At 70.6% G+C, this 26,289-nt stretch carries 28 protein-coding genes; 18 read left to right on the top strand and 10 right to left on the bottom strand.

All coding sequences use genetic code 11. The annotated features are described in order from the left end of the window. Positions 1-34 precede the first annotated feature (34 nt). The 10 genes from IO29_RS12925 to IO29_RS12880 all read left to right on the top strand — a co-directional run bounded on the left by IO29_RS12925 (position 35) and on the right by IO29_RS12880 (position 9,618). Complete coding sequence (locus IO29_RS12925; protein WP_199806865.1) at positions 35-772, top strand: hypothetical protein; 738 nt, start codon at positions 35-37, stop codon at positions 770-772. Next, complete coding sequence (locus IO29_RS38510) at positions 769-1,185, top strand: DUF6302 family protein (protein WP_030379306.1); 417 nt, start codon at positions 769-771, stop codon at positions 1,183-1,185. Before IO29_RS12925 ends, IO29_RS38510 begins: the two co-directional genes overlap by 4 nt. Further along, complete coding sequence (locus IO29_RS12915; protein WP_051707561.1) at positions 1,172-2,122, top strand: SAM-dependent methyltransferase; 951 nt, start codon at positions 1,172-1,174, stop codon at positions 2,120-2,122. The genes IO29_RS38510 and IO29_RS12915 overlap by 14 nt, the downstream gene beginning before the upstream one ends. 14 nt (positions 2,123-2,136) lie before the next feature. Further along, positions 2,137-2,337 carry a DUF5999 family protein gene (locus tag IO29_RS12910; protein ID WP_030379304.1) on the top strand — a complete coding sequence of 67 codons (201 nt, stop codon included), beginning with the start codon at positions 2,137-2,139 and terminating at the stop codon, positions 2,335-2,337. Positions 2,338-2,375: 38 nt separating this feature from the next. Then, positions 2,376-4,205 (top strand): glycoside hydrolase family 15 protein, encoded by a 1,830-nt coding sequence (locus IO29_RS12905; RefSeq protein ID WP_267881980.1) that lies wholly within the window; start codon positions 2,376-2,378, stop codon positions 4,203-4,205. Between the two features lie 587 nt (positions 4,206-4,792). Next, positions 4,793-5,392, top strand: coding sequence for a class I SAM-dependent methyltransferase (locus IO29_RS38505; protein WP_159072901.1), 600 nt, complete (start codon positions 4,793-4,795; stop codon positions 5,390-5,392). 296 nt (positions 5,393-5,688) lie between these two features. After that, complete coding sequence (locus IO29_RS35525; RefSeq protein ID WP_051707560.1) at positions 5,689-6,510, top strand: helix-turn-helix transcriptional regulator; 822 nt, start codon at positions 5,689-5,691, stop codon at positions 6,508-6,510. After that, positions 6,507-8,045 carry a hypothetical protein gene (locus IO29_RS12890; protein ID WP_078585205.1) on the top strand — a complete coding sequence of 513 codons (1,539 nt, stop codon included), beginning with the start codon at positions 6,507-6,509 and terminating at the stop codon, positions 8,043-8,045. Before IO29_RS35525 ends, IO29_RS12890 begins: the two co-directional genes overlap by 4 nt. A 65-nt stretch (positions 8,046-8,110) precedes the next feature. After that, positions 8,111-9,136 (top strand): asparaginase, encoded by a 1,026-nt coding sequence (locus IO29_RS12885; RefSeq protein ID WP_030379299.1) that lies wholly within the window; start codon positions 8,111-8,113, stop codon positions 9,134-9,136. Continuing rightward, complete coding sequence (locus IO29_RS12880) at positions 9,136-9,618, top strand: PPC domain-containing DNA-binding protein (RefSeq protein WP_030379298.1); 483 nt, start codon at positions 9,136-9,138, stop codon at positions 9,616-9,618. Before IO29_RS12885 ends, IO29_RS12880 begins: the two co-directional genes overlap by 1 nt. Here IO29_RS12880 and IO29_RS35520 read toward each other — a convergent pair. The 10 genes from IO29_RS35520 to IO29_RS12830 form a co-directional block, all read right to left on the bottom strand. Then, complete coding sequence (locus IO29_RS35520; RefSeq protein WP_051707559.1) at positions 9,578-10,156, bottom strand: helix-turn-helix domain-containing protein; 579 nt, start codon at positions 10,154-10,156, stop codon at positions 9,578-9,580. The two genes, IO29_RS12880 and IO29_RS35520, sit on opposite strands and share 41 nt — an antisense overlap. Before the next feature lie 40 nt (positions 10,157-10,196). Then, complete coding sequence (locus tag IO29_RS12870) at positions 10,197-11,162, bottom strand: terpene synthase family protein (RefSeq protein WP_030379296.1); 966 nt, start codon at positions 11,160-11,162, stop codon at positions 10,197-10,199. Further along, a complete protein-coding gene (locus IO29_RS12865) occupies positions 11,159-12,520 on the bottom strand; it encodes a cytochrome P450 (protein WP_030379295.1) in 1,362 nt (453 codons plus the stop codon). Before IO29_RS12865 ends, IO29_RS12870 begins: the two co-directional genes overlap by 4 nt. Next, positions 12,517-14,130 (bottom strand): hypothetical protein, encoded by a 1,614-nt coding sequence (locus IO29_RS37760; protein WP_051707558.1) that lies wholly within the window; start codon positions 14,128-14,130, stop codon positions 12,517-12,519. Before IO29_RS37760 ends, IO29_RS12865 begins: the two co-directional genes overlap by 4 nt. Next, positions 14,127-15,233 (bottom strand): polyprenyl synthetase family protein, encoded by a 1,107-nt coding sequence (locus tag IO29_RS12855; protein WP_030379293.1) that lies wholly within the window; start codon positions 15,231-15,233, stop codon positions 14,127-14,129. The genes IO29_RS37760 and IO29_RS12855 overlap by 4 nt, the downstream gene beginning before the upstream one ends. Positions 15,234-15,360: 127 nt before the next feature. Continuing rightward, on the bottom strand, positions 15,361-16,650 hold the full coding sequence (locus IO29_RS12850; protein ID WP_051707557.1) for a cytochrome P450 family protein: 1,290 nt from the start codon (positions 16,648-16,650) through the stop codon (positions 15,361-15,363). Continuing rightward, positions 16,647-17,258 (bottom strand): GTP-binding protein, encoded by a 612-nt coding sequence (locus IO29_RS12845; RefSeq protein WP_030379291.1) that lies wholly within the window; start codon positions 17,256-17,258, stop codon positions 16,647-16,649. Before IO29_RS12845 ends, IO29_RS12850 begins: the two co-directional genes overlap by 4 nt. After that, positions 17,236-17,616: a DUF742 domain-containing protein gene (locus IO29_RS12840; RefSeq protein WP_030379290.1), complete on the bottom strand. Its 381-nt coding sequence runs from the start codon at positions 17,614-17,616 to the stop codon at positions 17,236-17,238. The genes IO29_RS12845 and IO29_RS12840 overlap by 23 nt, the downstream gene beginning before the upstream one ends. Further along, positions 17,613-18,128 carry a roadblock/LC7 domain-containing protein gene (locus IO29_RS12835; RefSeq protein ID WP_030379289.1) on the bottom strand — a complete coding sequence of 172 codons (516 nt, stop codon included), beginning with the start codon at positions 18,126-18,128 and terminating at the stop codon, positions 17,613-17,615. Before IO29_RS12835 ends, IO29_RS12840 begins: the two co-directional genes overlap by 4 nt. Continuing rightward, positions 18,125-19,441 (bottom strand): ATP-binding protein, encoded by a 1,317-nt coding sequence (locus tag IO29_RS12830; protein ID WP_030379288.1) that lies wholly within the window; start codon positions 19,439-19,441, stop codon positions 18,125-18,127. The genes IO29_RS12835 and IO29_RS12830 overlap by 4 nt, the downstream gene beginning before the upstream one ends. 669 nt (positions 19,442-20,110) lie before the next feature. Between IO29_RS12830 and IO29_RS12825 the strand changes: the two genes are divergently transcribed. The 8 genes from IO29_RS12825 to IO29_RS12790 all read left to right on the top strand — a co-directional run bounded on the left by IO29_RS12825 (position 20,111) and on the right by IO29_RS12790 (position 26,255). Next, complete coding sequence (locus tag IO29_RS12825) at positions 20,111-21,079, top strand: aldo/keto reductase (protein WP_051707555.1); 969 nt, start codon at positions 20,111-20,113, stop codon at positions 21,077-21,079. Between the two features lie 141 nt (positions 21,080-21,220). Then, the gene (locus IO29_RS12820; protein WP_030379286.1) at positions 21,221-21,418 is read left to right on the top strand and encodes a hypothetical protein; all 198 of its coding nucleotides are present in this window, start codon (positions 21,221-21,223) and stop codon (positions 21,416-21,418) included. After that, entirely contained in the window at positions 21,415-21,717 is a 303-nt protein-coding gene (locus IO29_RS12815; RefSeq protein ID WP_033225336.1) for a helix-turn-helix domain-containing protein, read from the top strand. Before IO29_RS12820 ends, IO29_RS12815 begins: the two co-directional genes overlap by 4 nt. After that, entirely contained in the window at positions 21,714-22,325 is a 612-nt protein-coding gene (locus IO29_RS12810) for a DUF6624 domain-containing protein (protein WP_051707554.1), read from the top strand. The genes IO29_RS12815 and IO29_RS12810 overlap by 4 nt, the downstream gene beginning before the upstream one ends. A 68-nt stretch (positions 22,326-22,393) precedes the next feature. Then, the gene (locus tag IO29_RS12805) at positions 22,394-23,308 is read left to right on the top strand and encodes an endonuclease/exonuclease/phosphatase family protein (RefSeq protein WP_234307486.1); all 915 of its coding nucleotides are present in this window, start codon (positions 22,394-22,396) and stop codon (positions 23,306-23,308) included. Positions 23,309-23,332: 24 nt separating this feature from the next. Next, positions 23,333-24,229: a hypothetical protein gene (locus tag IO29_RS12800; RefSeq protein WP_030379283.1), complete on the top strand. Its 897-nt coding sequence runs from the start codon at positions 23,333-23,335 to the stop codon at positions 24,227-24,229. Then, positions 24,226-24,942 (top strand): DUF6302 family protein, encoded by a 717-nt coding sequence (locus IO29_RS38900; protein ID WP_063738087.1) that lies wholly within the window; start codon positions 24,226-24,228, stop codon positions 24,940-24,942. Before IO29_RS12800 ends, IO29_RS38900 begins: the two co-directional genes overlap by 4 nt. Continuing rightward, positions 24,870-26,255: an NsdA family TPR-like regulatory protein gene (locus IO29_RS12790; protein ID WP_234307485.1), complete on the top strand. Its 1,386-nt coding sequence runs from the start codon at positions 24,870-24,872 to the stop codon at positions 26,253-26,255. Before IO29_RS38900 ends, IO29_RS12790 begins: the two co-directional genes overlap by 73 nt. The last annotated feature ends 34 nt before the right edge of the window (positions 26,256-26,289 follow it).

Below are 26,289 nucleotides of genomic sequence, written 5' to 3'. Positions count from 1 at the left end.
GCGCCTGCCTTGCCTCGCCTGGAGGCCGCACGCCATGACCGCGATGCTGCTGAACGCCGAAGCCTCCCGCTGCCCGGTGTCCCGACCTCGGCCGGAGCCCGGGATCGTGATGCGGTCCGACCAGCGGATCCACGCCCCCAGGCTCCGTATGAGCCGGGACGGCCTCACCTACGACGGTGCCGGCCCGGCAGACCGCGACCCCGAAGGCTTTCTGTGGCCACAGGTCATCGGCCCGGAAACCGGCCGTTACCTCTACGCTGACGTCAACCCGGTCAAACAGCGCCTCGCTATGCAGAGTCCGCACCGGCTGCTGTGCCAGGTCGGGATGGGCCCGGCGACCAGAACCGCGACTGGCGTGCTGTGGCTCGTGCCCAAGGCCACCGGCACGGCCCAGGATCCCGTCCACCCGCGATGGCCGGAGATCAGAACGACCGAGCCCCCGGTGTGCGCCTTCCACGCGCCGTACGCCGCTCGCGACTGCAAGCGGATGCGCCGTTTCGGGTACGGGGCCTTCTTCGTCCGTAAGGCGGAGCTCGTCGCCGTCGAGGGCACCGTCTACCGTCCGTCGCCTGCCGGTGGGATCGAGGTCTTCAAGGGAGCGGTGTGCGAGCTGGACCCGTTCGGCGAGGAGGAGCAACCCGAGAGCATCGTTGATCCGCGCTTCATGCTCGCCCGGCATCTGGTGCGGCGCCTTCGTGGCATGACCCCGGTCGATCTTTCCGATCCGGAGCTCTACCTCAACGCTGTCCCCTGCAACCAGGAAGAGGGATGAGCAGCGTGCTTGTGCGCCTTCTTCCCGCAGCGCGGGCCAGTGACTACCAGGAGTTCCGTTCAATCCTGGACAATCCCGCCCTGGCCGATGAGGGAATCGCCGTCCAGACATGGGGCTCCCCTTTGCTTCTCGTTCCGGTCGGCGGTCGGCGCCGGGGCGGCTACTACCCGGCCGCGACCTGGAGCACCACCCTGCAGGTCTGGCTCCGCATCAGGCGCCAGCCGGGCTTTCCCGGGACACGGATCCGCTGGTCCCGCGATCTCGAGGTGTGCCACAACGTCATCTGGGGCGCCGAACCTCCGCAAGAGGGCGACAGGGCGCGCGGCCGGTTCTACGGCTACAGCGAGACGGCGATCAACGCCTTCCTCTCCCGCTTCCCGTACGTACAGGAGATGCCCGATGCCCCCGCATGATTCCGACCACGAGGCCGGTTCCCCGCACCTGAGGCTGTGCCGCCCGCTGCCCGGGGGGCCCGCTGGCCCGTACGGCAACGACGACTGGACCCAGCGCCCCGCCATCGCCCGGGTCACCGACTACCTCATGGGCGGGACCGACAACTACGAGGTCGACCTGGAGTTCACCCAGCGGCTCCTGGCCGTCGCCCCGCCACTGCGGGCCATGGTGCAGATCAGCGGCGAGTTCCGGCCCCGTGCCGTAACCGTCCTCGCGCGCGACCTGCGGATCGGGCAGTTCATCGAGCTGGGATGCGGTCTGCCCTCGTACGGCCTGCCGTCCACGCCGCAGTCCCGGGAGAGCCGATTCCCCTGGCCGGCCCACACCTACGACGTCGCGCGTGCATTCCACGACAAGCCCCGGGTCGTCTACGTGGACAACGATCCCCGCGTAGCGGGTCACGCCAACGTCAGCCTGGCCGAAGAGCCCGGCACCCGGCACCTGCACGCCGACGCCCGGGACGTGACCAACGTGCTCACGTCGGACGCCTGCCAGGTTCTCGACTTCGACCGGCCTGTCGCCGCCCTCGCGCACGACCTGCTGCCGTGGATGGACGACGCCGACGCTGCCGAGATGATGCAGGCGCTGCGCGAGCAACTGCCAGCTGGCAGCGCCATCTCGGTGACCCACGCGACCACCGACGTGGCTCCCGGGATGATGGCGGCGCTCGTCGGCCACTACGCGGACGCGGGCATCCTCTACCGGCCGAGGACGCTGCAGCAGATCCAGTCGCTGCTCGGAGCGTGGACCATTCTCCCGCCCGGCATCCTGCCGACCGGCCTGTGGCGCCGGGACCAGAAACTTCCGCCCGGCATCGGCCCCTCGACGGAGCAGAGCCACCGCTTGCCCCCGGGTGACTACTCCCACGCCTACGCCGCCATCACCACTACCCCGTAACCCAAGGAACTGTCATGTGTATCGACGAGCCGCGCTGCCCCGGCGCCGAGGCCGCTGACCGCGAGGCCGCGCGCCTGCGGGCGCACCACCCCGAACAGGGCTGGAGCCTGCTGTGCAACGGCGTCCTGCTCTTCGAGGACACCGGTGAGCTCCTCCCTGACGGGCAGGTCGTCGCCCCGCACCGCGCCATGCCCGCCAAGGCGGTGGCCGCGTGAGCCTCGTCCCCTCCCCCCGCAAGCCCGCCGAGACCCCCCTGACTAGACGCCGTGCGGGCCGGATCGAGGACCATGCCTACCTCGGCAACATGCGCACCGGCGCGCTGGTCGACCGGGACGGCAGCATCTCGTGGATGGGCCTGCCGCGCTTCGACTCCAAGGCGCACTTCACCAGCATCCTGGGGACCGAGGAGCACGGGCTGTGGCGCATTGGCCCCATCGGCCCGGACGGCGCTGCGCCCGTGGCGGACCGGCGGCGCTACCTCGATGACACCCTCATCCTCGAGTCCGTCTGGATCACCGAGGCTGGCACCGTCAAGGTGCTCGACTTCATGCCCACCACCGGCGACGCGGCGCAGCTGGTCCGTATCGTCCAAGGCGTCAGCGGCTGCGTCGCCGTGCGCTCTGTTCTGCGGGCGCGGACGGGCTACGGACGCACGACGCCGCAACTCGTCTTCGGGGGGCGCCGGGTGAGCGCCAGCCTGGACGAAGGCAGGTTGTGGCTCGACGCGGACGTCCACCTCGGCGCGCGCGGCGATGACCTGCTCTCCGAGTTCGCCGTGTCCGAGGGCGAGCAGGTGGCGTTCACTCTGTCGTGGCAGCCGGACCAGACCACCCCGCCGCCGCTGCCCGCGCCCGCCGCCCTGCTGCGGCAGACCAAGGACTTCTGGACCACCTGGGCCTCGCGCTGCACCCACACCGGCGCCCGCCGCGACGAGGTCATCCGTTCGCTGATCGTGCTCAAGGCGCTCACCTACGAGCCGACCGGCGCCATGGTGGCCGCCCCCAGCGTCTCGCTGCCCGAGGAGATCGGCGGCACCCGGAACTGGTCCTACGTGTACTGCTGGCTGCGCGACTCCGCATTCGCCGCCGAAGTCCTTGCCGAGTTCGGCTACCGGCAGGAGGTGCAGGACTGGATCGGCTGGCTCACCACCGTCATCGGTGACGACTTCGACAACCTGCAGATCATGTACGGGGTCGGTGGCGAGAGGGACCTGACCGAGGAGGAGCTCGGCTGGCTGCCCGGACACGCCGGTTCCCGTCCTGTCCGGATCGGCAACGGTGCGGCGGGGCAGCTCCAACTCGACGTGTTCGGCGAGGTCGTCTGCGCCCTGTACAAGGCGCAGCAGCACTATCCGGACCTGGCGCCGGCGGTGGCACCGCTCATCACCGGGCTCGTCCGGTGCGTGGAGACGCTGTGGCGGGAGCCGGACGAGGGGATCTGGGAGGTCCGCGGACCGCGCCGTCACTTCGTCCACTCCAAGGTCATGGCCTGGGCAGCCCTCGACCGGGCCGTCCGGTTCACCGAGGCCGGCCACATGGACGGGCCGCTGGAGCACTGGCGCGCGCTGCGCGACGAGATCCACCAGGATGTCTGCGAGAAGGGCTACGACCCGCAGCGCAACACCTTCACCCAGTACTACGGCTCCACCGAGCTGGACGCCGCCGTCCTGCACGCCCTGCTCTCCGGTTTCCTGCCCGCCGACGACAAGCGGGCCATCGGCACCATCGAAGCGGTCCAGCGGGATCTGTCCATCAAGGGCGGCTACCTGCTGCGCTACCGCACCAGCGACGACGGGCCGGGCGTCGACGGCCTGACCGGACACGAGGGCACCTTCCTGATCGGGCTGGGCTGGCAGACCGTCTGCCTCCGGCGCATCGGGCGAACCGACGAGGCTGAAAGTCTCACCGCCGCGCTGCTCCATGCCCGCAACGACGTCGGACTCCTCTCCGAGGAGTGGGACCCGCATGCCGAGCAGCAGCTCGGGAACTTCCCGCAGGCCTTCTCGCACACCGCAGCGCTCCTGGCTCTGGCGGCCGCACCCACCGCAGTAGAGCAGGCCTCGGCGGAGGTGGCCGTCCAGTGAAGGCCCTGAACCCCCCGACGTACGCGCCGTACGACGCCGTCCCCGCCCGTCGGCTGTCGGCGGAAGTCCTCGTGCCGTGCCGGGCAGCGGCCGGGTCGGCCGTCCCCGTCCGACCGCCGGTGAAGATGGTGCGGTGGCTGCGGCACGCCCTCCACACGGGCGTCTACCTCGCCACACTCCGTCTGCCCGTCGGCATCGCCGCGTGGGTGTACGAGCGCCGGCCTCGGGCTCGGCGGCGCCTTGCCTCGGACCGTGAGCCGCTCCTGTCCCTCTTATGGGTCGGAGCCGTCATCGGCGGCCTGGTGCTGGTCGTCGTGATCACCGCCGGCGAAGCCGCCGCCACACCCGCTGGAACGATCGCACCGGCCTCGTACCCCCTCGCTACCGAAGAGCAGTCGCCTCACGCGGCGACCAATGCCACGGCGGCACCTGGCGGCACCAACCACACTCCCGATGACGGAAGGCCACAGACCCAGACTTCCGGCGAGCGGGCAATCCCAGGAAACGACGTCCTTCTCGGTGCAGTCTGCGCGATCGCTGTATCCGGCCCGTACGCCGCGCTCCCCCAGCAGACTCAGGAGATCAGCATGACCAGGACGGCCGTACCGTCCTTGACGGCCGAGGTCTGGAATCACCTCTATGCCTCCGGGCGGGTGGCACCCCGGCTCATCGGCGACGGTGAACGCCGGGCCGCCCACAGCAGGTTGTCCCTGGTCCGCGGTATGAGTGCGGTCGATCTTGGCTGCGGCACCGGGAAGTGGACACGGCAGCTCGCGGCCTGGGGCCTGGACGCGATCGGCTTGGACTTCTCCCAGGTCGCCCTGGAGCAGGCCTGCGCTGCAGTGAGCCGCGCACGCTACGAGCTGTGGGACATCGACAACAACGCGACGTCCGGCCTGCTACTTCCGGGCAGCGTCGACATCGTTTCCTGTCGGCTCTCCTTCTCGTTCTTCGACCGATCCCGGCTGCTGCCGAACGTGCAGCGGTGGCTGGCCCCGCGAGGCCGGCTCTACATCCTCACGGACGTCGCCGATCAGCACGACGGGGAGCTCCCTCCGTACGAGTGCGCAATGACCGAGGAGGAGATCTCGTCCCTCGGCAATGACGGCTGGCATGTGCGGGACATGTTCCGGCTCAACCGGCGGGCGGGGATCGTCCTCCAACCGTCCGGACCGTCTGGGCCGTGAAGCCCCTTCCCGCCGCGGGGCGCGCGCCAGACCCCGAGCAGCCCTGCTGATCGTTCCGCGGAGCGGAAGCGTCACCTTCCCACGCGGGGCCCCCGCACTTGATCGACACCCATGAAGAAAGGCAGGTCCCCATGACCGCGTCACCCACGCAGCCCGCTTGCGGTACGGGTCGTGTTCCGGCGGACTCGGCCGACGGCGTCTGGACGTGGGCCAACGAGGGCGACCCGGAGTGGTCGTGGCTTCCTCGGTCCCGGACCGTCCCGGTCCCGTGCGGGAGGTACTTCGACGCCGTCCGCATGCCGGCCGACATCGCCATGCCCGTCCTCCGGCGCCTCGGCAGCGGTTCGGGGCCGGTCCTGGCCAACGACGTCACCCGCGTTTGGTGGGTCCTCCTGCCGCTCGGGGAAGCCGAGCCGGGCCGCTGGGCGCCCGGGGTCCGGGTCCTGCGCCGGGGCACCGTCATCGGCATACCGCCGCGCGAGGTCACGGGAGGCAAGGACGTCCACTGGGTCGTCACCCCGGGGGCCGACACCACCTCCGCGACCCGGCTGCGCGAGGCCCTGATCGCTGCCGAGACCGCCCCCTCCCTTCCCGTGCTGCGCCCGGTGAATCGCCCCATCTCACCGGCGAGGCGTCTGGCCCCGGCGCCGGACACAGCAGCGCTCCCTTTGAACCCCCGGCCGCTCACACCGACGCAGCTGCGCACCGGCCGGCTCCTGCTCGCCGGGAATACCAATCAGGAGATCGCCGCCGAACTGAAGGTGTCCGTGACGACCGTGCGCGAGCACCTGAAGGGGATCGGCTACCGGGCCGGCGGAACCACCCCGGCTGGCCGAGCTGCCGCCCTCCTGGCCGGCGGACATCTCCCACGGCCGCAGACCGCCATGGCCGCGCCCGACTTCACCTCCGACGACCTGGCCCTCATCCGAGCCGTCGCAGAGCTCTCCCACCCGGCCAGCGTGCCGATGCACCTGCGCGACTCCCAGGAGGACCACCTCGCGCAGCTTCGGCAGGTGGCCGGAGCCAGAAGCAACGCACACCTCGTCGCCCTGGCCTGGACACAGCTCACCGCTGCCCAGAGCCGCCCGATCGCGATGTCGGGCACGGAGGCATCATGACCCACCTCAACAACTCCGTGGCCGTCAAGGAGTCCGGAATGCCGCAGCCGCAACCACGTACCCTGCTGCAGCATCTCCTGGAGACCACCCCCGGGTTGAACTGCACTACGTGGGCCCGGTTTCAGGTTCTGTGGGGACGCATGGCGAGCGAGGCAGCACAGGGCTTAGGACTCCCGAAGCTCGCCCAAGTCCGCGTATCGCGTTCCAGCTACCAGCGATGGCTCTCCGGCGCCCACGTCACCAAGGGCGACACGGCGGTGATCCTGGAGTGGTACTTCGGCAAGAGCGCTGCCGAGCTGGCCCGGCCCGTACCCCACCGGGAGATCGTGCGTCCCAGCCCGCTTGACCCGAGCACCCTCACCGCCGCCACGCGGGCCCTGGACTACACCTGGAACACCTCCCGATACGTGCCGGGCGAGCCGAACACCGGCGTCATCGGGACCTGGGAGCTCTCCGGCGGCCGGCACTTCGACGGGACGGCCATCGGCTTGCAGCTGTACGAGGCCGCGCCCGACGGCGATCAGGTCGAGCTCAAGGAAGCCGACCTGCCGCACCTGCAGTCCTACGTCCGATCGTCGCGCCGTGGGGTGGTCCTCGCCTCCCTCGGCGCCGCGGGCGGGACAGGCCTGTATCTGCTGGACGCCGCGCACGCCCGCCGTCAGCTCACCACCGGCCAGGTTCCTCGCATCCCTGCCGCCTACCAGCTGGACGATCTCACCTTCTCGCTCGCGCGGGCGCTGTACGTCCTGGACGACGGCATGCTCGCCGACGACCTGCCGTTGACCGACCGGGCAGAGGAGCTCGGCTACTACGTCAAGACCGGTGACTCGGCACCGCCGAGATCGGACATGCCGGAACTCTCACCGGTTGGCGCCGCGTGGCTCGGCTCCAGCCTGTGCGCGCAATACATCACCCGGCGTCTCGACGAACTGCCTGCCGTCCCCGTGTTCTGGACCCGGGAAGCCACCGGCGACGAGTGCGCTCCCTGGCTCCTGTTCCGGCACAAACACGAGTACCTCCAGGCCGTGGCCAGCCGCTTCGCCGGCGCAGCCAGCCCTCTGGGGCGTGCCTTCTGCGTCCCGCAGCAGGCCGTTGACAGCACCGAGCCGTCTGAGCGGATCCTGCTGCTCCTCACCGTCGCGATGATGGAGATGCACCGGATCACGGTGTGGATCACCAGCGACCCGGCCTACGCCCAGACCGAGGGGTTCGTCCTGGCCCAGGACCGGGCCATCCTGGCCAACTGGGTACGCGAGGACTCCGTGTGGCGTGTCGCCACCACGAGCGCCGTCCAGGACGTCGCCCCCTACCGGGAAGCGATTGCGCACGCCCAGGCACACAGCATCGTCGACGGGCCCACCCCTGCCGCCCGGCTGCAGGCGCTGGCCGAGTACCTCGAGCTGGACTGGACATGGCTGGTTGTCCGGTGTCGCGCGCTCGGTGAGAGCGGGATCACTGGCATGCTGCGGCCCCGCAGTCGTCATCTCACGCTCATGGCCCTCGACCAGACTCTGCGCTTCCTCGGCGCGCTGTAGGCAGCCGCGGTGGAGGTCGATAGGCTCAACCCGCTCCGCTCCCAAGGTGATCTGAGGAATCAACGTTGACGAAGGACCGCACCCGTCCCACCGTTGTCGTGGTCGGCCTCGGTGGCACCATCGCCATGATGCCCTCCGACCGTGATGGAGCGGCTCGCCCCACCCTGAGCGCGGAGGACCTGCTCGCCGCGGTACCCCAGATGGACGGTTCGGACGTCGACATCCAGACGCTGTCCTTCGCGGGCAAGCCCGGCGCCTCGCTGACGCTGGATGACATCGACCGCCTCGCGAACCGGCTCCGGGCGATGGCCGGCGAAGGCGCCGTCGACGGCATCGTCGTGACCCAGGGAACCGACACCCTGGAGGAGACCGCCTACCTGCTGAGCCTGCTGTACGCGGAGCAGGCCCCACTCGTCGTCACCGGAGCCATGCGCGCCCCGCACCAGGCCGGCGCCGACGGGCCCGCCAACCTGCTCGCCGCCGTCACCATCGCGGCCAGCCCCCACGCCCGCGGCCTGGGCGTTCTCGTGGTCTTCAACGACCAGGTCTTCGACCCCGCGCGTGTCCGCAAGGCACACAGCACCAGCACCAGCGCGTTCACCGCCCCCGACACCGGGGCCCTCGGCGTCGTCGCGGAAGGCGCCCTCCGCCTGCTCGCCGTCCCCGCACACAAGCCCCGCCCCCTCGCCCCGCCCCTCGACAGACCAGCTCGCGTCGCCCTGTACCCCGCCACCCTCGGCGACGACGGCGCTCTACTGGAGGTGCTGCTGCACCAGGTCGACGGCATGGTCATCGCCGGCTTCGGAGTCGGCCACGTCCCCGAGGCCTGGGTTCCCATCCTCGCGAAGGCGGCCCAGCGGATCCCGGTCGTCCTCGCCTCCCGCACCGGAGCCGGCACCACCCTCACGCGCGCGTACGGGTTCGACGGATCGGAGAAGGACCTGCTCTCCCGCGGTCTCATCGGCGCAGGACACCTCGACCCGTACAAAGCCCGCCACCTCCTGACAGTGCTGCTGCGCAGCGGCGCCGACAACGACACGATCCGCGCGACGTTCGCTCCCGCCGGAACGACCGCGGAGGGACGAGGCTGATGCGAGCCACCGAACTGACCCTGGGGCGCTCCTTCGCGCTGGCCTTCGACGACGGCGACGACTTCGTCAAGGAGCTCATCGGCTTCTGCGCGGAGCAGGGGATCCGGCAGGCGATCATCCCGATGTTCCTCGGCGGATTCCGGCGGGTGCACCTGGTGGGGGCCGCTGGCCCGCTGCAGGACCCGGAAGCGCCCGTGTGGGACAAGACGGTCCTGGAGACGGTGGAGGCCGTCGGCGCCGGGACCCTCGCCTGGAGCCCGGATACCAACTCCCTGGCCCCGCACCTCCACGTCGCGGTCGGACGCAAAGACCTCGAGGCCGCCGGCAGCGTGTCCCATCTGCTGTGGGCGGAGGTCCAGTTCATCCAGGAGATGGCGTTGCAGGAGGTCATCGCGCCGTCGATGCTGCGGCCCGAGTGCGGGCCGCACAGCGTCCCGACGCTCACCTTCGAACCGTCGCCGGGGACCGTCCCGCCGTCGTAGGCGTCGCGCCCCGCGGCGACCGGCTCGCATGCAGAGTCCGGTATACGGCGTGGAACGGCGTGGTGCCTGCCACCTGGGCGGGGCCGGTGTTGAGGAGCCCCCAGGCGTGGCCGAGGCCGATCAGGTGCGTGTCGTTGGCGGCCCCGGCCTTGTCGACGAGGTCGGCGATCATCGGGCGGACATCGGCTGGGGCGATCTCGACCGCCCGGGCGATGTCATGGGTCTCCGGGTGCTCGGCAAGCGCGCGCAGCAGCCGCAGGTCCCGCTCGGTGAAGTCGGGGATGCGCTCGGGGGCCGGCGGCGGAGGTACCTGTCCGCTGGCCAGTACGGCGTGGGCGCGGGCGGGCCGGCCGCTCCGGCTGGTGATGCCGTACTTCTTGCCGATGGCGACGATGTGGCCGGTGAACGTCGTGGTGCTGATGCCCAGGGCCTGGGCACCCTTGGCGTTTGATGCTCCGGCGACCAGTTGTCCGGCGGCCCGTTTCTCGGCGGGGGTGAGTTGGGTGAGTTCTTGTGCGGTGCGGATCTTCGCAGGCATGGGAGGTGCTTTCGGTGGTGTGGTGAGTGCCCGGCTCAGGTCACGGGGTGGTGTACCGGTCGTGGTCGATGTGCCAGATGAACGCGTGGACGATGTGCTTCAGGGCCTGGGCGTGGTGCGTGAGCGGCAAGGAGCCGGTGGCGGACAGCTCGTCGATGAGAGCGCGGGCGAGCACGGCCTGCTCGTCACACAACCGGGCGGCGGCCCTGAGCGCCTCGGGAAGCTGCAGGCGGTGCTCGCGCATCAGCAGTGTCGGCAGGCTCAGCGGCGGCACGGGGCTCCGGCTCGCCTCCCGCGAGTAGGAGGCGAGGTCGTTGACCCACCCGGCCAGACATGCGACCGCGAACTCCGACCGGTCCACCAGGTGCGCAGCGCCGTGCCGGTCGGGCAGTTCGTAGGAGAGGGCGATCGGTGTGATGGCGGTGAGGGTGCGGGCGAAGACGGTGAGGGGCCGCATCGTGCGGTAGGTGTGCAGCGGGACGCGGCTGGGGTCGTTCAGGTGGTGGGCCTCCCAGAGGAGCCCGCGGAGGTTTCCGTGCAGGTGTCCGGTGAGGGTGAGGTACTGGCTGGGCGTGGCCCTGTCCCGGATGCGGTCGAGGAGGTCGAGCAGCGCTGTCGTGAACGGTCCTGGCGGTGACGTTGGGGTGTTGTCGGCCAGGACGCCGGTCAGCTCGTCGATGTGGCCGGTCAGGGCGGCGGGGTCGGCCGCGGCGGTCGTCTCGCCGTGGGTGTCGTCGAAGGCCACGAGCCACAGGAAGAGCTCGGCGGCGAGCAGCAGGCTGTCGAGATCGGCGGTGGGCAGCGCGCGGACGATGCCCTGGCTGGTGATGCCGCACAGGGTGCGGAGCTCGTCGGCCGGCACGGGGAGGTTTCGTTCGGCGGCCCAGCGTCGGAGGTGTCTGTCCGCGGTGACAGCGTGGGGGCTGGTCGGGAACGGGCCGGGGAAGGCGGCACCGAGATCGGGCAGGGTGAGGGGGACGGGCGCGATGCCGGGGCCGCTGTTCACGCCGCCTCCCGGGCGGTGCCGCTCTGGCGGGCTTCAGTTCTCATCCGCAGGACGGACGGGTGGACCGTGATCGCGCCGACTGGCACGGGCCGGATCCCGGGGGCCGGTCGCAGCCGCCAGCGGGAGGCGATGAGGGCCGTGATGATCGTCATCTCGGTCCAGGCGAACGCGTCGCCGAGGCACTGGCGCTTGCCGGCGCCGAACGGGATGAAGGCGTTCTTCGGCGGCTGGGGCCGGTCCGGCAGCCAGCGGTCGGGGTCGAACCGCAGCGGGTCCGGGTAGAGGCCGGGGTCGCGGTGCAGGGTGTAGGGGCTCCAGACGACGTCGGTGCCGGCGGGCAGGGTGAAGTCGCCGAGCCGGACCGCGGCGGTGGCCTGCCGGGTCACCAGCCAGCCGGGGCTGTACAGGCGGAGGGTCTCCTGGACAAGAGCGCGGGTGAACGTCAGCCGGGGCAGGTGGTCGGCGGTGAGTTCCTGTCCGGCCAGGACGGTGTCGACTTCGGTGTGGAGTCGTGCCTCGAGGTCGGGGTGGCGGCCGATCTCGTGGAAGAGCCAGGCCATGACGACCGCCGTCGTCTCAGATCCGGCGGCGAGCAGGCCGGTGACTTCGGACAGGATCTCGTCGTCCGGGAGCGGGGCGCCGGTCTCGTCCCGGGCGTCCAGGAGCATCGAGACGACGTCGTCGTAGTCGTCGGGGCGTGTGAGGTGGTCGGTGATGATGCCGGCCACCGCGTGGTGCAGGGTGCTGCTGGCGCGGGCGAGCCGCCGGTTGTGGCGGGTGGGCAGCCGGTCGAGCAGGGGCAGCGGCACGAGGGCGCGCCGGAGGGCCGCCTTGAAGAGGGTGTCCACGCTCGTGAGGATCGCGCGGGCGGTGTGAGGTGCGGGGGCGGCGGAGAACGCGGCGCGCATGACGATGTTCTGGGCCATCAGCTGCATCTCGGTCTTCAGGTCGAGTTCGCCGCCTTCGCTCCAGGCTCCGATGGCGAAGGCGGTGGTGTCGCGCATGGTCCGGACGTAGCCGGTGACCCGCTCGCGGTGGAAGGCGGGCTGCATCAGCCGGCGGCGCGCGAGATGCCCGGGGCCTTCGGCGACGGGAAGGGCGTCCTTGCCGAAGAGCTTCAGCTTCTCGAAGAGCAGCCCCTTGGTGAAGTGACCGGACTGGGCGGTGAGCATCTGGTGGATCAACTCGGGCGAGTTCACCACGGTCACGGACTTCGGACCGAGCATGATCCGCACGATGGGGCCGTGGGCGCGCAGTTGCTGGAGGAAGCCCAGCCGGTCGCGAAGGAGCGGCAGCGCGTGTCCGATGAGCGGGCGCCTGCCCGGAGCGATCGGCGCGAGCCGGTGGTCGTCCGTCACGAGGCCACTCCTTCCGTGTGCCGTCCGGGGCCGTGCCGGGTCAGCAGTTCGCGGGCGGCAAGGATCTCGGCCTGGATCATCGCGGTGGGGGCGTAGAGCGTCTTGTCGTGCCACAGCGCCGGGGGCCGGTGTCGGCTGCCACGGTCGTCGAGGGCGTTCTCGGCGCGCTGGAGCGCTGTGCGCCACCCGGGCCGGGTGGCGGCGGCGGGATCGGCGAGGAGGATCTGCACCGCGTACGCGGTTTCCTCCGCCGTGCCGCCCCAGACGCCCCAGGTTCCGTCGTCGTGCTGGCTGGCCAGGACCCGGTCGACGGCCGCCTGGATGGCTCGGCGGGTGCCCGGTCCGGGGTGGCCGAGGAGGGCTCGAACGCACCGCTCGGTGGCGTAGTACGGGGAGGCGTGCCACTTGTCCGTCCAGGCGCCGTCGGTCTGCTGATCCACCAGCCAGTCGCGCACGAGGTCCATGCGCGGGTGGTGGACCGGGCGCGCGGCCGGCCGCAGACGGAGGTGGGCTGTCAGGGCCTGGAGGGCGTGGGCGTTCGCCGTGACGGATCCGGTGTCCTCGCCGATGTAGCACCGGTAGTGGGTGTCGGCCCAGAACGCGGCGAGCGGGGCCGGGTCACAGGCTGTGCCGGTGACGGCGGCAACCAGCACGGCCATCGAGGTGTCGTCGGCGTCGGGCAGGAGACCCGGGGCACCGCGGACCCCGGCCGGGTCGTAGATGTCGTGTGCCCAGCCCTCGGCCGCGGCGCGGCACGCGGGCGGCAGGCCGGGGCGGGCGAGGGCGGCGGCGACCCACAGCCGCTCGAAGACACGGACCGGTGCGGCCTCCGGCAGGAGCCCGCCATAACGGCGGGCCGCAGCCGACAGAGCCGCCCTCGCCTGCTCTCCCTGCGCACGGTCCGGCTGAGAGGCGAGCCATGCGGCCGTGGCCGCGGGCGAGCTACCGAGCAGGCCGTCCGGCACGGGCACCACGCCGCCGGGCAGATGCCGAGCGACGCCCTCGAAGGTGTGGTGGAGCTTGCCCGGGACACCGGCGCGGCACCGCTGCGCGATCTCCTCGTGCCGATCGGGCCGGAATCCGGGCGGCACGCTCAGGCGCGCCCCGCGCGACACCGGCCCGAGGCGGGGCAGCGTGCCGAACACGGGCCGGTCCAGGAGGTCGTTGATGCGGGCGACGAGGCTGGGGACGAGGACTTCGATGGCTGCGGTGTCCGGCCACGGCCCGTCGGCCGGCAGGGCGCGCAGCGCGGCGACGCCGTCGGCCGCAGCCGACGCGAGCCGGCCTCGGGTCGAGACGGCGGGGGTCTCGTCCCGGACGATGGTGGCGAGCAGGGCTTCGACAGCGCTGAGCGTCGGAAGCAGCCGGTACCGCGCCGGCCCTTCGCCCCAGGTGCCATCCCGCAGCTGCTGGTCCAGCAGCCATCCGAGCCGGGTACCGTGCCCGTCGAGCTCCGGTGCCAGGGAGATGACGCGCGCCGTCTCGTACACCGACGCGCGGACGCTGCCCCACGGGTCGGCGTCGATGTCCGCCATCAGGCGGACGGCCTGGGAGTCGAACCGCCGAAGCGCCTGCGGTATGACAGCGGTGCTGGCCCGGGTGCCGGTCACGACTGCCGCACCGTGGCTATGCCGGCGATCTCCCTCAGGGCCTCGGCGGCGGGGAAGGGAAACGGGGCCCGGTCGAGTACGGTCAAGGCCGCATGGCGCCGGGCCGTGATCATCGTCTCGACCTGCCGGCGAGCGCCGGAGTGCTCGATGACGTCACGTACGCGCCCGAAGTCCTCGTCCGACAGGTCCGGGTTGCCGACCGCCGTGCGCAGCAGCCGTTTGTCGGCGGCGGAGGCCGATTGCAGGGCGAGCGCCATCAGCACGGTGGCCTTGCCCTCCCGTATGTCGTCACCGACCGGCTTGCCGGTCTTGGCCGGATCGCCGAAGACGCCGAGGAGGTCGTCGCGCAGTTGGAAGGCCTCCCCCAGCGGGATGGCGAACTCGCTGCAGGCGCTGTGCACATCGGGTCCGGCGCCGGCGAGAGCCGCGCCGATGCGCAGCGGCCATTCCACGGTGTAGGAGGCGGTCTTGTAGCGCACGATCCGCAGCGCGGCCTCGATGTCGTCGCAGGGGCGGCCGGTCGCCATCAGGTCGAGGTACTGGCCGTACACGAGCTGGCTGCGCATGGTCTCCAGCAGGGGCTGGATCTGCCACGTCGCCTCCGCGCCAGGGCCGGTGCGGATGAGGTCGTCCGACAGCGTCAGGACGAGGTCGCCGAGCAGGAGGCCGGCGGCCAGGCCGTGAGCCGTGGCCCGGCGGGGCGGGTGCCCGTCGGCGACGTACGCCGTGGCGAGCGCGCGGTGCGCCGTGGGGCGGCCGCGGCGCAGGACGCTGCTGTCCATCACATCGTCGTGGATCAGAGCGAAGGCATGGAAGAGTTCCAGGGACGCGGCCATACGCAGAATCCGGTCCCGGTCGCCGCGCCCCTCACCGGCGTACCAGCCTGTGACGCACATGTGTGCCCGCAGGCGCTTGCCGCCGTCCAGGAGACTGCTCAGCGTCGTGAACAGCGGAGTCACCTCCGGCCCAGGCGCGGCCTGGGCCCTCTTGACGAGGAAGTCGGCGAGGATCGCGTCGACTTCGTCCCGTACGGCGGGCAGATCCGGCAGGGCGGTGGCGGATGTCACCGGTCGGCGTTTCCCCGTCTGGTCGAGGACCGTCATGGGGGCCTCCTTCTTCTTCAGAGCGGACCGAGATGGGCGGCTGTGAGGGGGCGGGTCGGCGTCGCCGGGCCGGACTTACCCGTGGCGCGGCAGCACTCCTTGCTGCGTGGTGCGGGAAAGGCGAGGTTCAGCGCGGCCGGGCGGAGGCCTGCAGCCGCCCGGCGGCGGGCCGTCGCGGCTCGGTGCTAGCCGGGCGAGGCGGGGTGCTCGGTGCCGGTGTGAGCGGGGTGAAGCGGCAGGGAAGTGCCGTCAGGACGCGGTAGATGGGGTCGGGCCGGTGCGCCAGCTGCTCGGCCGGTACGGCGAGTTCGATGTCCGGCAGGGTGGCGGTGAGCCGCTCGATCGCCGCGATCGCGACGACGAGGGCGATGGACTGCGCGGGGCACTCGTGCGGGCCGGCGGCGAACGCCAGGTGCGCCTTGCGGTCGGAGCGGGATCCCTCACTGGTCTGTCCCGTGTAGGGGCAGGTGTTGATCGCGGCGTAGGAGACGAAGACCGGTTGGCCCTGCTCGATGTCACGTCCGTGGAAGTGCACGGAACGATTCGGCCGGTGGAGGCTGTACATGGCCAGGGGCGGGTCGTTCCACAGGACGTCGTCGATTGCGTGCCGGATGGGCAGGCTGCCGGTCGTGAGGGTGCCGCGGTAGCGGTCGTCGGAGAGTATGCGGGCGGCGGTGTTGGCGATGAGACCGGCCAGCGTTTCCCAGGCGGCGCCCTGGGTGATCAGGACCTGGTTGGTCACTTCTTCCGGGGACAGGCCGTTGGGGTGGTCGATGAACCACGAGGTGAGGTCGTTGCCTCGCTGGGCGGCCTTCGTCTGGTAGAGCGCGCTGAGGTAGGCGCCGAGGGACTGCTCGCCTTGGGCCTTGCGGGTGAGATCTGTGCTCGTCATCGCTTCGACCGCGCCGATGAGCTGGGCCGCGGCAGCGTCGGGCATCCCGAAGAGGGAGTTGAGCACCATCAGGGGGAGCCGCCGGGCGTACTGGTTGACGAGGTCGGCGCGGCCGGCGTGGGAGAACTCGGCCAGGAGTGTGTCGGCGTGCCGTAGCGTCGTTTCCCGCACGTGCCGGGGGTCGAGGAGCGCGAAGCTGTCGGTGATGACCCGGCGCAGGTGGGCGTGTTCCTGCCCGTCGGCGAAGAACAGGCTGGGGCGCCACTGGAGCATCGGCATGACCGGACTATCGGCCGGGACGTGCTGCATCCATCCGCGGGTGTCCTTGGTCCACAGTCCGGTCTGGTCGTGGAAGAGGTCCAGGGCGGCCCGGTAGTCGGTGATCACCCAGACGAGGACGCCGGCGTCGATCTCGGCGAGTCCTACGGGGCCCTGCTCTCGCAGGCGGGCGAAGCTGCGCTGGGGGTCGGCGGCGTGCTCGGCGGTGTAGAGCGGCACGGCGGAGAACTGAGGGGCGGACGTCATGAAAGATCGGCTCCGGCGCGGGATACGAGGTGGTCGGCCAGTGTTCTGAGGGCGTTCAGTACCGACGTGCGGTCCCTCGCGTCGCAGGTGACCAGGGGGGTGTGCTCTTCCAGGTCGAGCCTTTTGCGCACGAGGTCGAGTTCGTGCTCGGGGGTGTCGGGGAACTGGTTCAGTGCGACGACGTAGTCCAGTCCGGCCTCCTCGACGAGGTCCATCACCTCGAAGGAGGCGCCCAGTCTGCGGGTGTCGACGAGGACCAGGGCGCCGAGGGCTCCCTGGGCGATGTCCTCCCAGATGACCCGGAACCGCTCCTGCCCGGGCGTCCCGAACAGGTACAGGACGATGCGGGCGCCGGGCAGCGTGAGGCGGCCGAAGTCGAGGGCGACCGTGGTGGTGTTCTTGCCGTCGACGACCAGGTCGTCGACCGAGGCCGCGGCCTGTGTCATCGGCTCTTCCGTGTGCAGGCTGCGGATCTCGGACACCGTCTCGATGGCCGTGGTCTTGCCAATCCCGAACGGCCCGACGATGAGGATCTTCACCAGGTCGAAATCCCCGTCGGGCAGGTACACCGGTGACGGCGGGCTGCTAGAGGGCGGTGAGGAGACCATCGCGGACCCTTTCCAGGAGAGACTTGGGGGGCCGCCCGGCCCCGGGTGTCCGAATGCCGTCGGGAATCCCGGAGAGAGGCGTTCGTGCCATCAGGTAGCCGTCGTCGACGAGCTGGGAGGCGAGCATCTTGCAGACACCCATCGGCAGTCGCAGGTAGCCGGCGGATTCTGCGACGGTCAGCGACCCCTTGGCGGTCAGGTCGAGCAGCCGCTGCTGTGCCGGGGTGTGGTGGGGCTTGGCCGGAAGGCCGGTAGCGATAAGCACGGTGAGCGCCTGCAGTGAGTTGCGGGTGGGGGCGCTGCTGCCTCCGGGCGCCAGGTAGCTCGGGACGAGCCTGCGTCCCTGGCCTTGGCTCATGAGGCGGGGCCGTCGTTCCGCGACGACACGCTCATGACCTTCTCACCGAGCTTCTTCGCTCGAGTGGCCATGGTCTGCGCGATGATGCCCATGGGCGTCGCCGGGCCGAACGCGGCGGCCAGGTAGGCGTTCGTCCCTCCGCCCACGGGCATGACCATGAGGGTGCCGGCGCTCACGCCGTCCTGCGACGTGGGGTCGACGTCCAGCTGCACGGTGATGGTCGAGATGGGCGTCTTCTCGTGAGCGCCGAGGGCCTCCACCGCCGCGGCACGGCTCGCTCCGTGGAGGGACGAGATCGCCGCGGAGACCCGGTCGACCATGTCCCTCTTGGCACGGTCGTCCATGTCCCTCTTGGCCCGGTCGGCCGTGCCCTTGGCGGTGCCTTCGGACACCCCCACGACGATTCCGTCAGAGGAGATGATCAGTGCGATGTGGACACCGCTGATCGTGGTGATCGGGTCCAGGACCCAGGACGGATCGGCGATCTGCGCGGCGAGGGTGGAGCTGCTCATGTTCGGTCCTCATTTCGGATGTCAGAAGGGGTTCCGGCTCGTCCAGCGGCTATCCCCTGTTCGAACGCGTCCCAGGTGTTGCGGGCCTGCTCCGGCTCGGGGGGACGACCTCCGGGTACGGCGCGCTCCTCCAAACCGGGCACCCTGCGGCCGCGGCGGTGCCGCTGGGGCAAAGCCCCGCTGTCCGAGCTGGCGGCCCCGGGGTCGTCGGAGGTGATCGCTCTGCGTGGTGCGCGGGGAGCAGGGGCCGGCAGAGGGGACATGGCGGATAGGGGGGCCGTGTGAGGGTCGATCGAGGTGACCAGAGCCGGGGGAATGGTGATGATCGCGCGGACCCCCGAGTAGGGGGACGCCTGATCGACGGTGACCTGGAATCCGTGGTCAGCGACCAGCTGGCCGATGGCCGCGAAGCCGAGGGCGGGAGGATCACCGAGCTCGGTCAGCAGAACCTGCTGCCTGCCGGCGAGCAGTTGCGCCGCGCGACTGGCTTCCTCGGTAGTCATGCCCTTGCCGGCGTCGTCGATCTGGATGCACACCGCCCCGTTGTCGGTCTGCAGGAGGGTGACCTCCACCGAGAGGTCCGCCCGTGACGACTCCAAGGCGTTCGCCAGCAGCTCCGTGCAAGCCACCGCGATCGGCTCCGCAGCGCGTCCGACAACGCCGATGGTGTCGGTGCGCAGCTTGGAGTGGAGGTGGATGCGCTCGAAGCCGTGCAGACGGGAAGTCGCCCCCGTGACGAGGTCGGGCAGATGCGTGTCCGGGCGGACGAGGCCGGGCCAGGAGCCGGTGACGATGGCCGCCTTCTGCACCAGGCGTACCAGCTGCTCGTTGACGTGGTCGAGACGGAAGTAGTTCTGGAGGGTCTCGTCGTCCTCGCATGTCTGCTGCAGCGTGTCGAGATCGGTCTGCAGCTGGTACGACTTCGCCTGGATCTCCATGCAGGCGCCTCGCAGTGCGGCGCGTGCGGCCGCATCCACACGCTGCCGCTCTTCGAGAACCGCCCTCGCGAACATCTCCTGGAGGGAGTCGAGGAGAGCCGCGAACTCGGTGCCGAAGAGGCTGGTGTCCATCAGGCCAGGAACGGGGTAGTGGGGGCTGCGCAGATGCAGAGCCTGGCTGGGCAGCCGCACATTCACGAGGTGCTGCAGCGCCTCGTTCCTCCGCTGCTCCTCGGCCTCAGCGGCCGCTCGGCCCTCGGCGTGACTGCGAGAGAGGGCCCGGCGTGATCGCGCCATGAGGGCCACGGCGGCAGTGACGCCGCCGACGGTTGTGCCGCTCAAGGCCGCGATGGCCACTTCGTGTATCGCAGTCACGGTCAGGTCCTCGGGTATCGAGGCCGCTTCCCCGGACACCGTTGGGTGATGTCAGGGTCACCCTGGGGGATGCCCGGCATCCGGGGAAGTGGCGGATGGCGACAGGCGAGTGGTCGAGTGCTCCCGGGCCCTCGCCTGAGGGACGTGAGGGGTGGTGCAGTCGTCAGTACCAAGTCCGGCCCCACCCCACAGGACAGGGCCGGTTTGGAACTGATCAACACCCTGCCGCGCTCCTGGAGGGTTCCGCCAGGGCGCGGGTGTGTCACCTCGGTGGTCACTTTTCCTGTCCCGCCCCACAAACCCGAGCGGCGAAAATGGCACAACCCTTACAAATCCCGGATCCATTGAGGGCTGGCCGCTGGAAAAGTGACCATCGGGGTGACACACCGGTCTCCTGGACGCGGGTACCGGACGAATGCCACGGTGAGTGGCGGCTGGCTGGCAGCACCGCCGCCGCCCACCACTTCTTTCGCGCCGACGCGCCCGCGCCCGCCTCAGCAGGCCGAAGCGGCGCCCTGATCCCCGCGAAGAGAGCGAGCCTTCGTGACCGCTTCATACCTCTCCCCCCGGCGCCTGATTGCCGGAAGGGACGAACATCCCCTGGGGGTCGGCTGCCGGCCCATCGGTGGTCCGGCGACCAACGAAGGCCGTCCGGTCGGATGGGCCCAGGTGGCCGACAGCAGCGCGGTCGACGCCCTGCTCCGCGCGCATGCCCTGGGGGCGACCGTGTACGACACCTCGGACGTCTACGGGCTGGGCCACTCGCAGAGGTTGCTCGGCAAGATGCTCGCCCAAGTGCCGCGCTCAAGCGTGAGCATCACGTGCACCGTCGGCACCTACAAGGGGACTGGCCAGCACGCCTACAGTTCCCTCAACCTCTTCCGCCAGGTGGAGCAGACCCAGGAGAACCTGGGCGTAAGGCAGCTCGATGTGCTGGTCCTCGCCCACGCCGACTTCGGGCCGGGCGACCGCTACCTCGAAGAAGCGCGGGACACCCTGCAGGCCCTGCGCGATTCCGGCGACGTCGCGGCAATCGGGATGCGCGTGCCTGGCATCCTGCCAGCAAGCTCAGCCACTTCCGATCCGGGCGTCGGCCACTGGGGAAGCCAGCTGCGCTACGACTTCCTCTTCGAGCAGCTCAACCCGCAGGTCCTCAGCACCGCCGTCAATCCGCTCGAACCGCAGACCGATTACGCTGCCGCGGCCGAAGCTCGTAGTGGGGAGAGCGTCTTCTCGTTCGCGCGCCGGCACGGTGCCGCCACCATGATCCACGAACCGCTCCTGCACGGACTGCTCACCGGGAAGTACGGTCCCGACGCGGCCTTCTCCACCGGCGACGTTCGCTCCCGGTACACCCCGGCGGACCTCGAGATCGTCAACCGCGGCCTGGAGGCGCTCCGCACTCGCTTCGGGAGGGACCCGCAGGCTCTCGCGCGGATTGCCCTGCACTACTGCCTCAGGCGCTGCCCTGACTCCATCGTGCTGGCCGGGGCCTCCAGCCCAGAACAAGTGCACAAGAACTTCGAGGGTCTCAATGCCGAGGTGAGTGACGACGACTACGCCGTCGCGGAGCGAGCGTATTCGACTCTGCACGCCGAGTTCGCCCGGCATGCCGCCTCGACGACGGCAGCGCCCTAGCGGCCGTCAGAAACGGGACGACTCCTGGCTCAGCCGCGACTTCTTTCGCGGCAGCCTCGGAGTCAGCGCTCAGTGCCGATAGCGTCCGGCGGTCTCTTGAGACCGCGGCACTCTCCCTGGCCTGTCCGCACTTTCCACCTCATGGGGCCGACTGATCCGGTCACACAACCCCAACTCGCCAGGCTGCTCGCCGCGGCCCGGCGCCGGGAGACCCACGGCATCCTCGCCGCCTCCCGGGTCGATATCAGCGATGCCGATAGGGAGTACGAGGCGATGCTCGAGAACATCCGAACCCTGAGAGCGGGGCTTGCTCTCGCGCGTGAGGAGAACGTCCTGTGACCTCACCGAGAACGCCCACGGCCGCCGTGACGGCACAGAGCCCGGAGACGATCCCTCCCCCCGTACGCCTCGATCTGCCCTTCATCGAGACAGGCAAAAAGCTCACTGGCGACGCGCGAGCGGAGTTCGCGAAGAAGGTTGTGGCCGCCTACCGCACCCCGGGCCGCACGATCACTATCCGGGAGATCTGCGAGGCGACGAACCGATCCTATGGAGCCATCCACTCCCTCCTGAGCGAGGCCAGGGCCACCAAACGCGGACGCCGCACCGCCGGCACGGAAGAGCAGGCGAGCTCGTGAACGAGCCCCACCGGCCCGAACCGGGCTACCCCGCTCTCGCGGAGGACCTGCTGGCCCGTGCGCAACGGGCCAAGGAACACTGGCGCACGCCCGGCGCCGAACGCCTCGGCATGTCACCACACGCGCTCGCGGCCCTGGCCCAGACCCAGCACGACAATGCCGCCGGGCTGAAGCGGATCGTCGAACGGCTCGGGCAGTGGCCGGGCCGCAGCACCGTGGGGACGGACGCCTGCCAGGCCGCCGTGGACATCGCGGTGCACAGCGACCACAACCCGGCGCTTCAGCGGACGCTGCTCGGTCTGCTCCAGAGAGCCGTGGAAGCCGGTGACGCCACCAGCGCCCAACTCGCTCACCTGCACGATCGCTGCCTGGTCAACGCTGGCCAAGCCCAGCTGTACGGAACCCAGCACTGGTACCGCCCCGACGGGCTCCTTGAACCGCACCCGATCGCCGATCCCGAACAGTTCGACACCCGCCGAGCCGGCGCGGGCCTGCCGCCGTACACCGACCAGGCCCGCCGTCTGCGCGAGCGACACGGGCCGATCGCCTCCTTATCTGCCCCCGCCGCGGTTGAACCCACTCCTGCACCCGACACACGCGCGGCGTGACCGCGCCACGACCCCAATCCACCCGAACCGGTCCTGCGCGCCGCCACCCGTCCAAGGAGATGGCCCCCTTGTCCCTTGCACAGCCCACCCTCGACAACGAAATCCGCGTCGTGTGCTGGAACATCGAGCACAACGGTCGCGGCCGACACGGAGGGGAGGACCACCGCGAGCTGGCCCGCGACATCCTCGCCTCCATCAAGCCGCACGTGGTGCTGCGCCAGGAGCTGACCGGCGCTTGGGATCGCGGGAAGGCGGACCTGTACGCCGAGGCCAACCGGCTCGGCGGCCTCACGCCGTTCATGTCCCCCCCGCAGGAAGGACGCAGCCGCAACCCGGTCGGCGTGATGGTCGACCCCAACGTGTTCTTCGTCGACGGCGACTTCGAACACGACATGCCGTGGAAGCCGATCTGCAATCCGCGCGTCCGCCTCAAGGGCTGCCCGAAGCCGATCGACTTCGCCTCGGCACACCTGTGCCACTTCGACCCGGACCTGCGCGCGACCGAGGCACGGCGGCTCACCACCCTCGCCGACAGCGCCCGCAGTGCCCTGGTGGGGATGGACGCGAACAGCTACCCGCACCGCACGGACCTGGAATCCGTGGCGCTCCCGGACTGGGACAGGGTCGAGGACCGCGTGCACTACCAGCACCGGACCATCGAGCGTGCCGACCGACGTGTCTCCGACACCCGACCGGACGAGATCCTCTCCGGCGGAAACCCGGTCTTCACCGACCTCGGCCTGCACGCCGCCACGGTCCTCGGCCAGCCCGGCGCCCTCGCGGCTACGGCGAGCCTGAAGCGCACCGACCAAGGGCCCGCCCAACGCATCGACCGCATGTACTGCACCCCCGACCTCGTGCCGGCCCTGACCGCCTTCGAGGTCCTAGCGACCGACGACGTCCGAGCGGTCTCCGACCACGCCCTGCTCCTCGCGCGATTCGACCTCGACGTCCTGCGCCGAGCCCTCACGCCCACCCGCTGACACCTCAACCTCTGGGGGACCTTCGTGCTCATCAACGCAGCGATCTGCAACTTCGAGAACAACGGCGGTGGCGACCGCGACCTGTGGCAGCGCATGCACGACCGCCTGGCCTCGCTCAACCTGCATCTGCTCCTGCGGCAGGAGATGTGGAACGCACAGGACAACGGCAACGAGCTCGCGGACGCGGCCGAAGCCATGCTGGGCATGCCCGGTTTCATCGGCCGCGAGTGCTGCACCGCCGTCTACCACGACCCGAAACTCTTCACCTCGGTCGACGAGTACCCGAAAACCGGCCCCACGTGGGCACTCCCACCGACCGTGTGCAGCTTCCAGCTCGCCGGAACGACCCCCAACGCCGCCCCGCTGATCGTGGGCTCCTACCACCTCAACTACTGCTCCCCCACGTCGCGCCTGGCGGAGGCCGAGTGGCTGACCAAGTGGAACGACAAGTGGGTGAAGGACGGCGACCGATACGTCCACTACCCCGCGCTGCTCGGCGGCGACAACAACAGCTACCCCGTCGTCGGAACCCCGGGAGACCCGGCCCTGCCCGTCCTGGAGGAGATCCAGGATGAGCCCCACCGGGCGCATCGCTCCTACCTCGGGGCGGACGGCGTTCGCCGGATGGACGACCGGCCGGACGACACCCTGCGCGCCGCCGGCCTCCAGGACGTCGCCCGCCACCTCGTGGCGACCACGGGTGACACCAGCGCGGTCGCGCCCACGGTCGACGCCTGCGACACCCACGGCCCGGACGCGCGCATCGACCGGATCTACGCCAGCAAGCAGCTCCTGCCCGCCGTCCGCGAGGTCGAGGTCGTCGACATGAAGGGCCTCTCCGACCACCACACGGTCGTGGTGCGCCTGGACCGGGACACCCTCACCGAGATCCTCAACTACCCGCTCACCCGGGCGGCGTGACCGATTCCTACGATGCGAGGCCCGCGCCTTCCATGCCACGCTTCCCGCTGGCGCCCATCGCCGCTCCGCTCTGCCGCCCCTCACCCGAGGAGTGCGCTGAGGACTACGCCTGGTTCTGGGAACGCCTCGCCGACCCGAACCTCCTTGACGGCGCGGTTGGTGTGAAGGTGGACGGCGCCGTACTCCTTGCGGTGCCCGCCGGCGGCAGCCGCCGTGGCGGCTACGTGTCGGTGGGCACTGTGGCCGAAGCCGTGCGCGTCTGGGCGGCTCTGCGGGACCGGCCCGGATTCCCGCGGGTCCGACTTGGCCTGTCGGCCCATCGAGACACCTGCCACACCGTCAACTGGGGGCCGCGCCAGCCCAGGGATGATGCCGAGCGGGGCAGGCACTTCGGGTACGCGCCGTCCGCAATCGACGCCTTCGTCCGCCGCTCGATCCCCGACCGCCCGGCGGCCCAGGTGGGGCACGCCCCGCACCAGGACGACGAGCGGTCCTGGGACCGGGATCCGCTGAAGTCGACGCTCCGCGATCTCGGCGGCTGCCTCACCGTGCTTCTGCTGGGCGTTCTGATCACCCTGCTCGTCTCGGCGGCCAAGGTGCACGCCACCGGCCCCGCCTCTATCTCCCCTCCTCTCTCGACGTGGGCGCCAACTCTCCCGGTTGGCACCACTTCGCCCTCTCCACTGACCTCACGACGATGGGCGGCGCGATGACGAAGCCGGGCTCCGCGAAGGCGGAGCGCAACGAGGTCTTACTCAAGCATCTGGAGACGCTGGACTGGTCCATCAGCGGCTTCGCCCGCCGGATCGCCGCTCGATGCGAGGCCGTCCACCTGCCCTACACGGTGGTCACGAGCACCGTCTCGCGATGGTGCAAGGGCGCAACCCCCAGCGCCGACCTCGCGGCCGCCGCGTGCCACGTGCTGTCCCATGCCCTGCACCGGGTAGTGACGCCAGAGAGTCTTGGCTGGCCGTCCGACACCGGCCTGGTCGCGGCGCAGTCGCTGGAGTACCTGGACGTCCCTCACGCTGTGCTGATGCTCTCGAAGCTGTGGGCCCTGGACGCCATGCGCCGGCGCAACGTCGTCAAGAGCGCATTCTCACCAAGCGTCTTCGGCCCCGCCTCGAGGGAGGCACTCGTCATGCCGGCCGACGCCGTGATCGGTGGTCACGGGCAGCACAAGGTGAGCGCGGCGGACATCGACCTCCTTGACGAGCAGACACGGCTGTTCGGCAAGCTCGACTCCCAGCACGGCGGGGGCAAGTTCCGCGGCGCGTTCGCGTCGATGATGGACACACACGCCACGCCGATGTTGAACGGGAGCTTCTCCGCCCGGACCGGGCGCAGGCTGTACGGCAGCGTGGTGGACGCCGTCCTCGCGATGGCCTCGATGGCCTATGACGACCAGCTTCCCGGTCTCGCCCAGCGTTACGACCTTCAGGCGATGCGGCTGGCCCAGGCGATCGGCGACCGCGCCCGCATCACCCGGGTCCACATCCACCAGGCCCGGTTGGCGGCGACGCAGGGAGGCCAGGCGGATGTGCTCGCACACGCGCGTAGCGCTGTGCTGGCGGCCCAGGGAGCCCCTTCTTTGGTCAGGGCCTACGCGTACGTGACCGAGGCCCGGGCGTGGGCGCTGAACGGTCAGGCGGACCAGGTTGTGGCAGCGGTGAAGCGGGCCCGCGAGTTCTTCGACCGCGCCCAGAGCAGTGTCAGCCCAGCCTGGCTTGAGTGGTTCGACCTGCGCGAGCTGGAAGGGCAGGCGGCGTGGGCGTTCGCCGTCGCCGGCCTGGCCGAACATGGCGCTCAGGCGTTGAAGGAGGCATCGGCCCTTCCGTCGGACCGGACGCGCGACACGGTGGAACTCCTGATCACGGAGGCCGAGCTGGCCCGGCTGCGCGGTAACGCGGCCGAGCACACAGCGGCGGCGAGACGGGCCTCCCAGGCGTCGCAGCACCTGATGAGCCGACGGCTCTCCGAGCGCCTGGACCGCTTGAACGCGGGCGAGCCGTTGCGCGACTTCTGAGCGCCACGCTGACGCCGCAGTGCACCCTGGTCAT

Source organism: Streptomyces sp. NRRL F-6676 (assembly GCF_000725625.1).
Lineage (GTDB): Bacteria > Actinomycetota > Actinomycetes > Streptomycetales > Streptomycetaceae > Streptomyces.
This window is presented reverse-complemented; position numbering and strand designations above follow the sequence as displayed.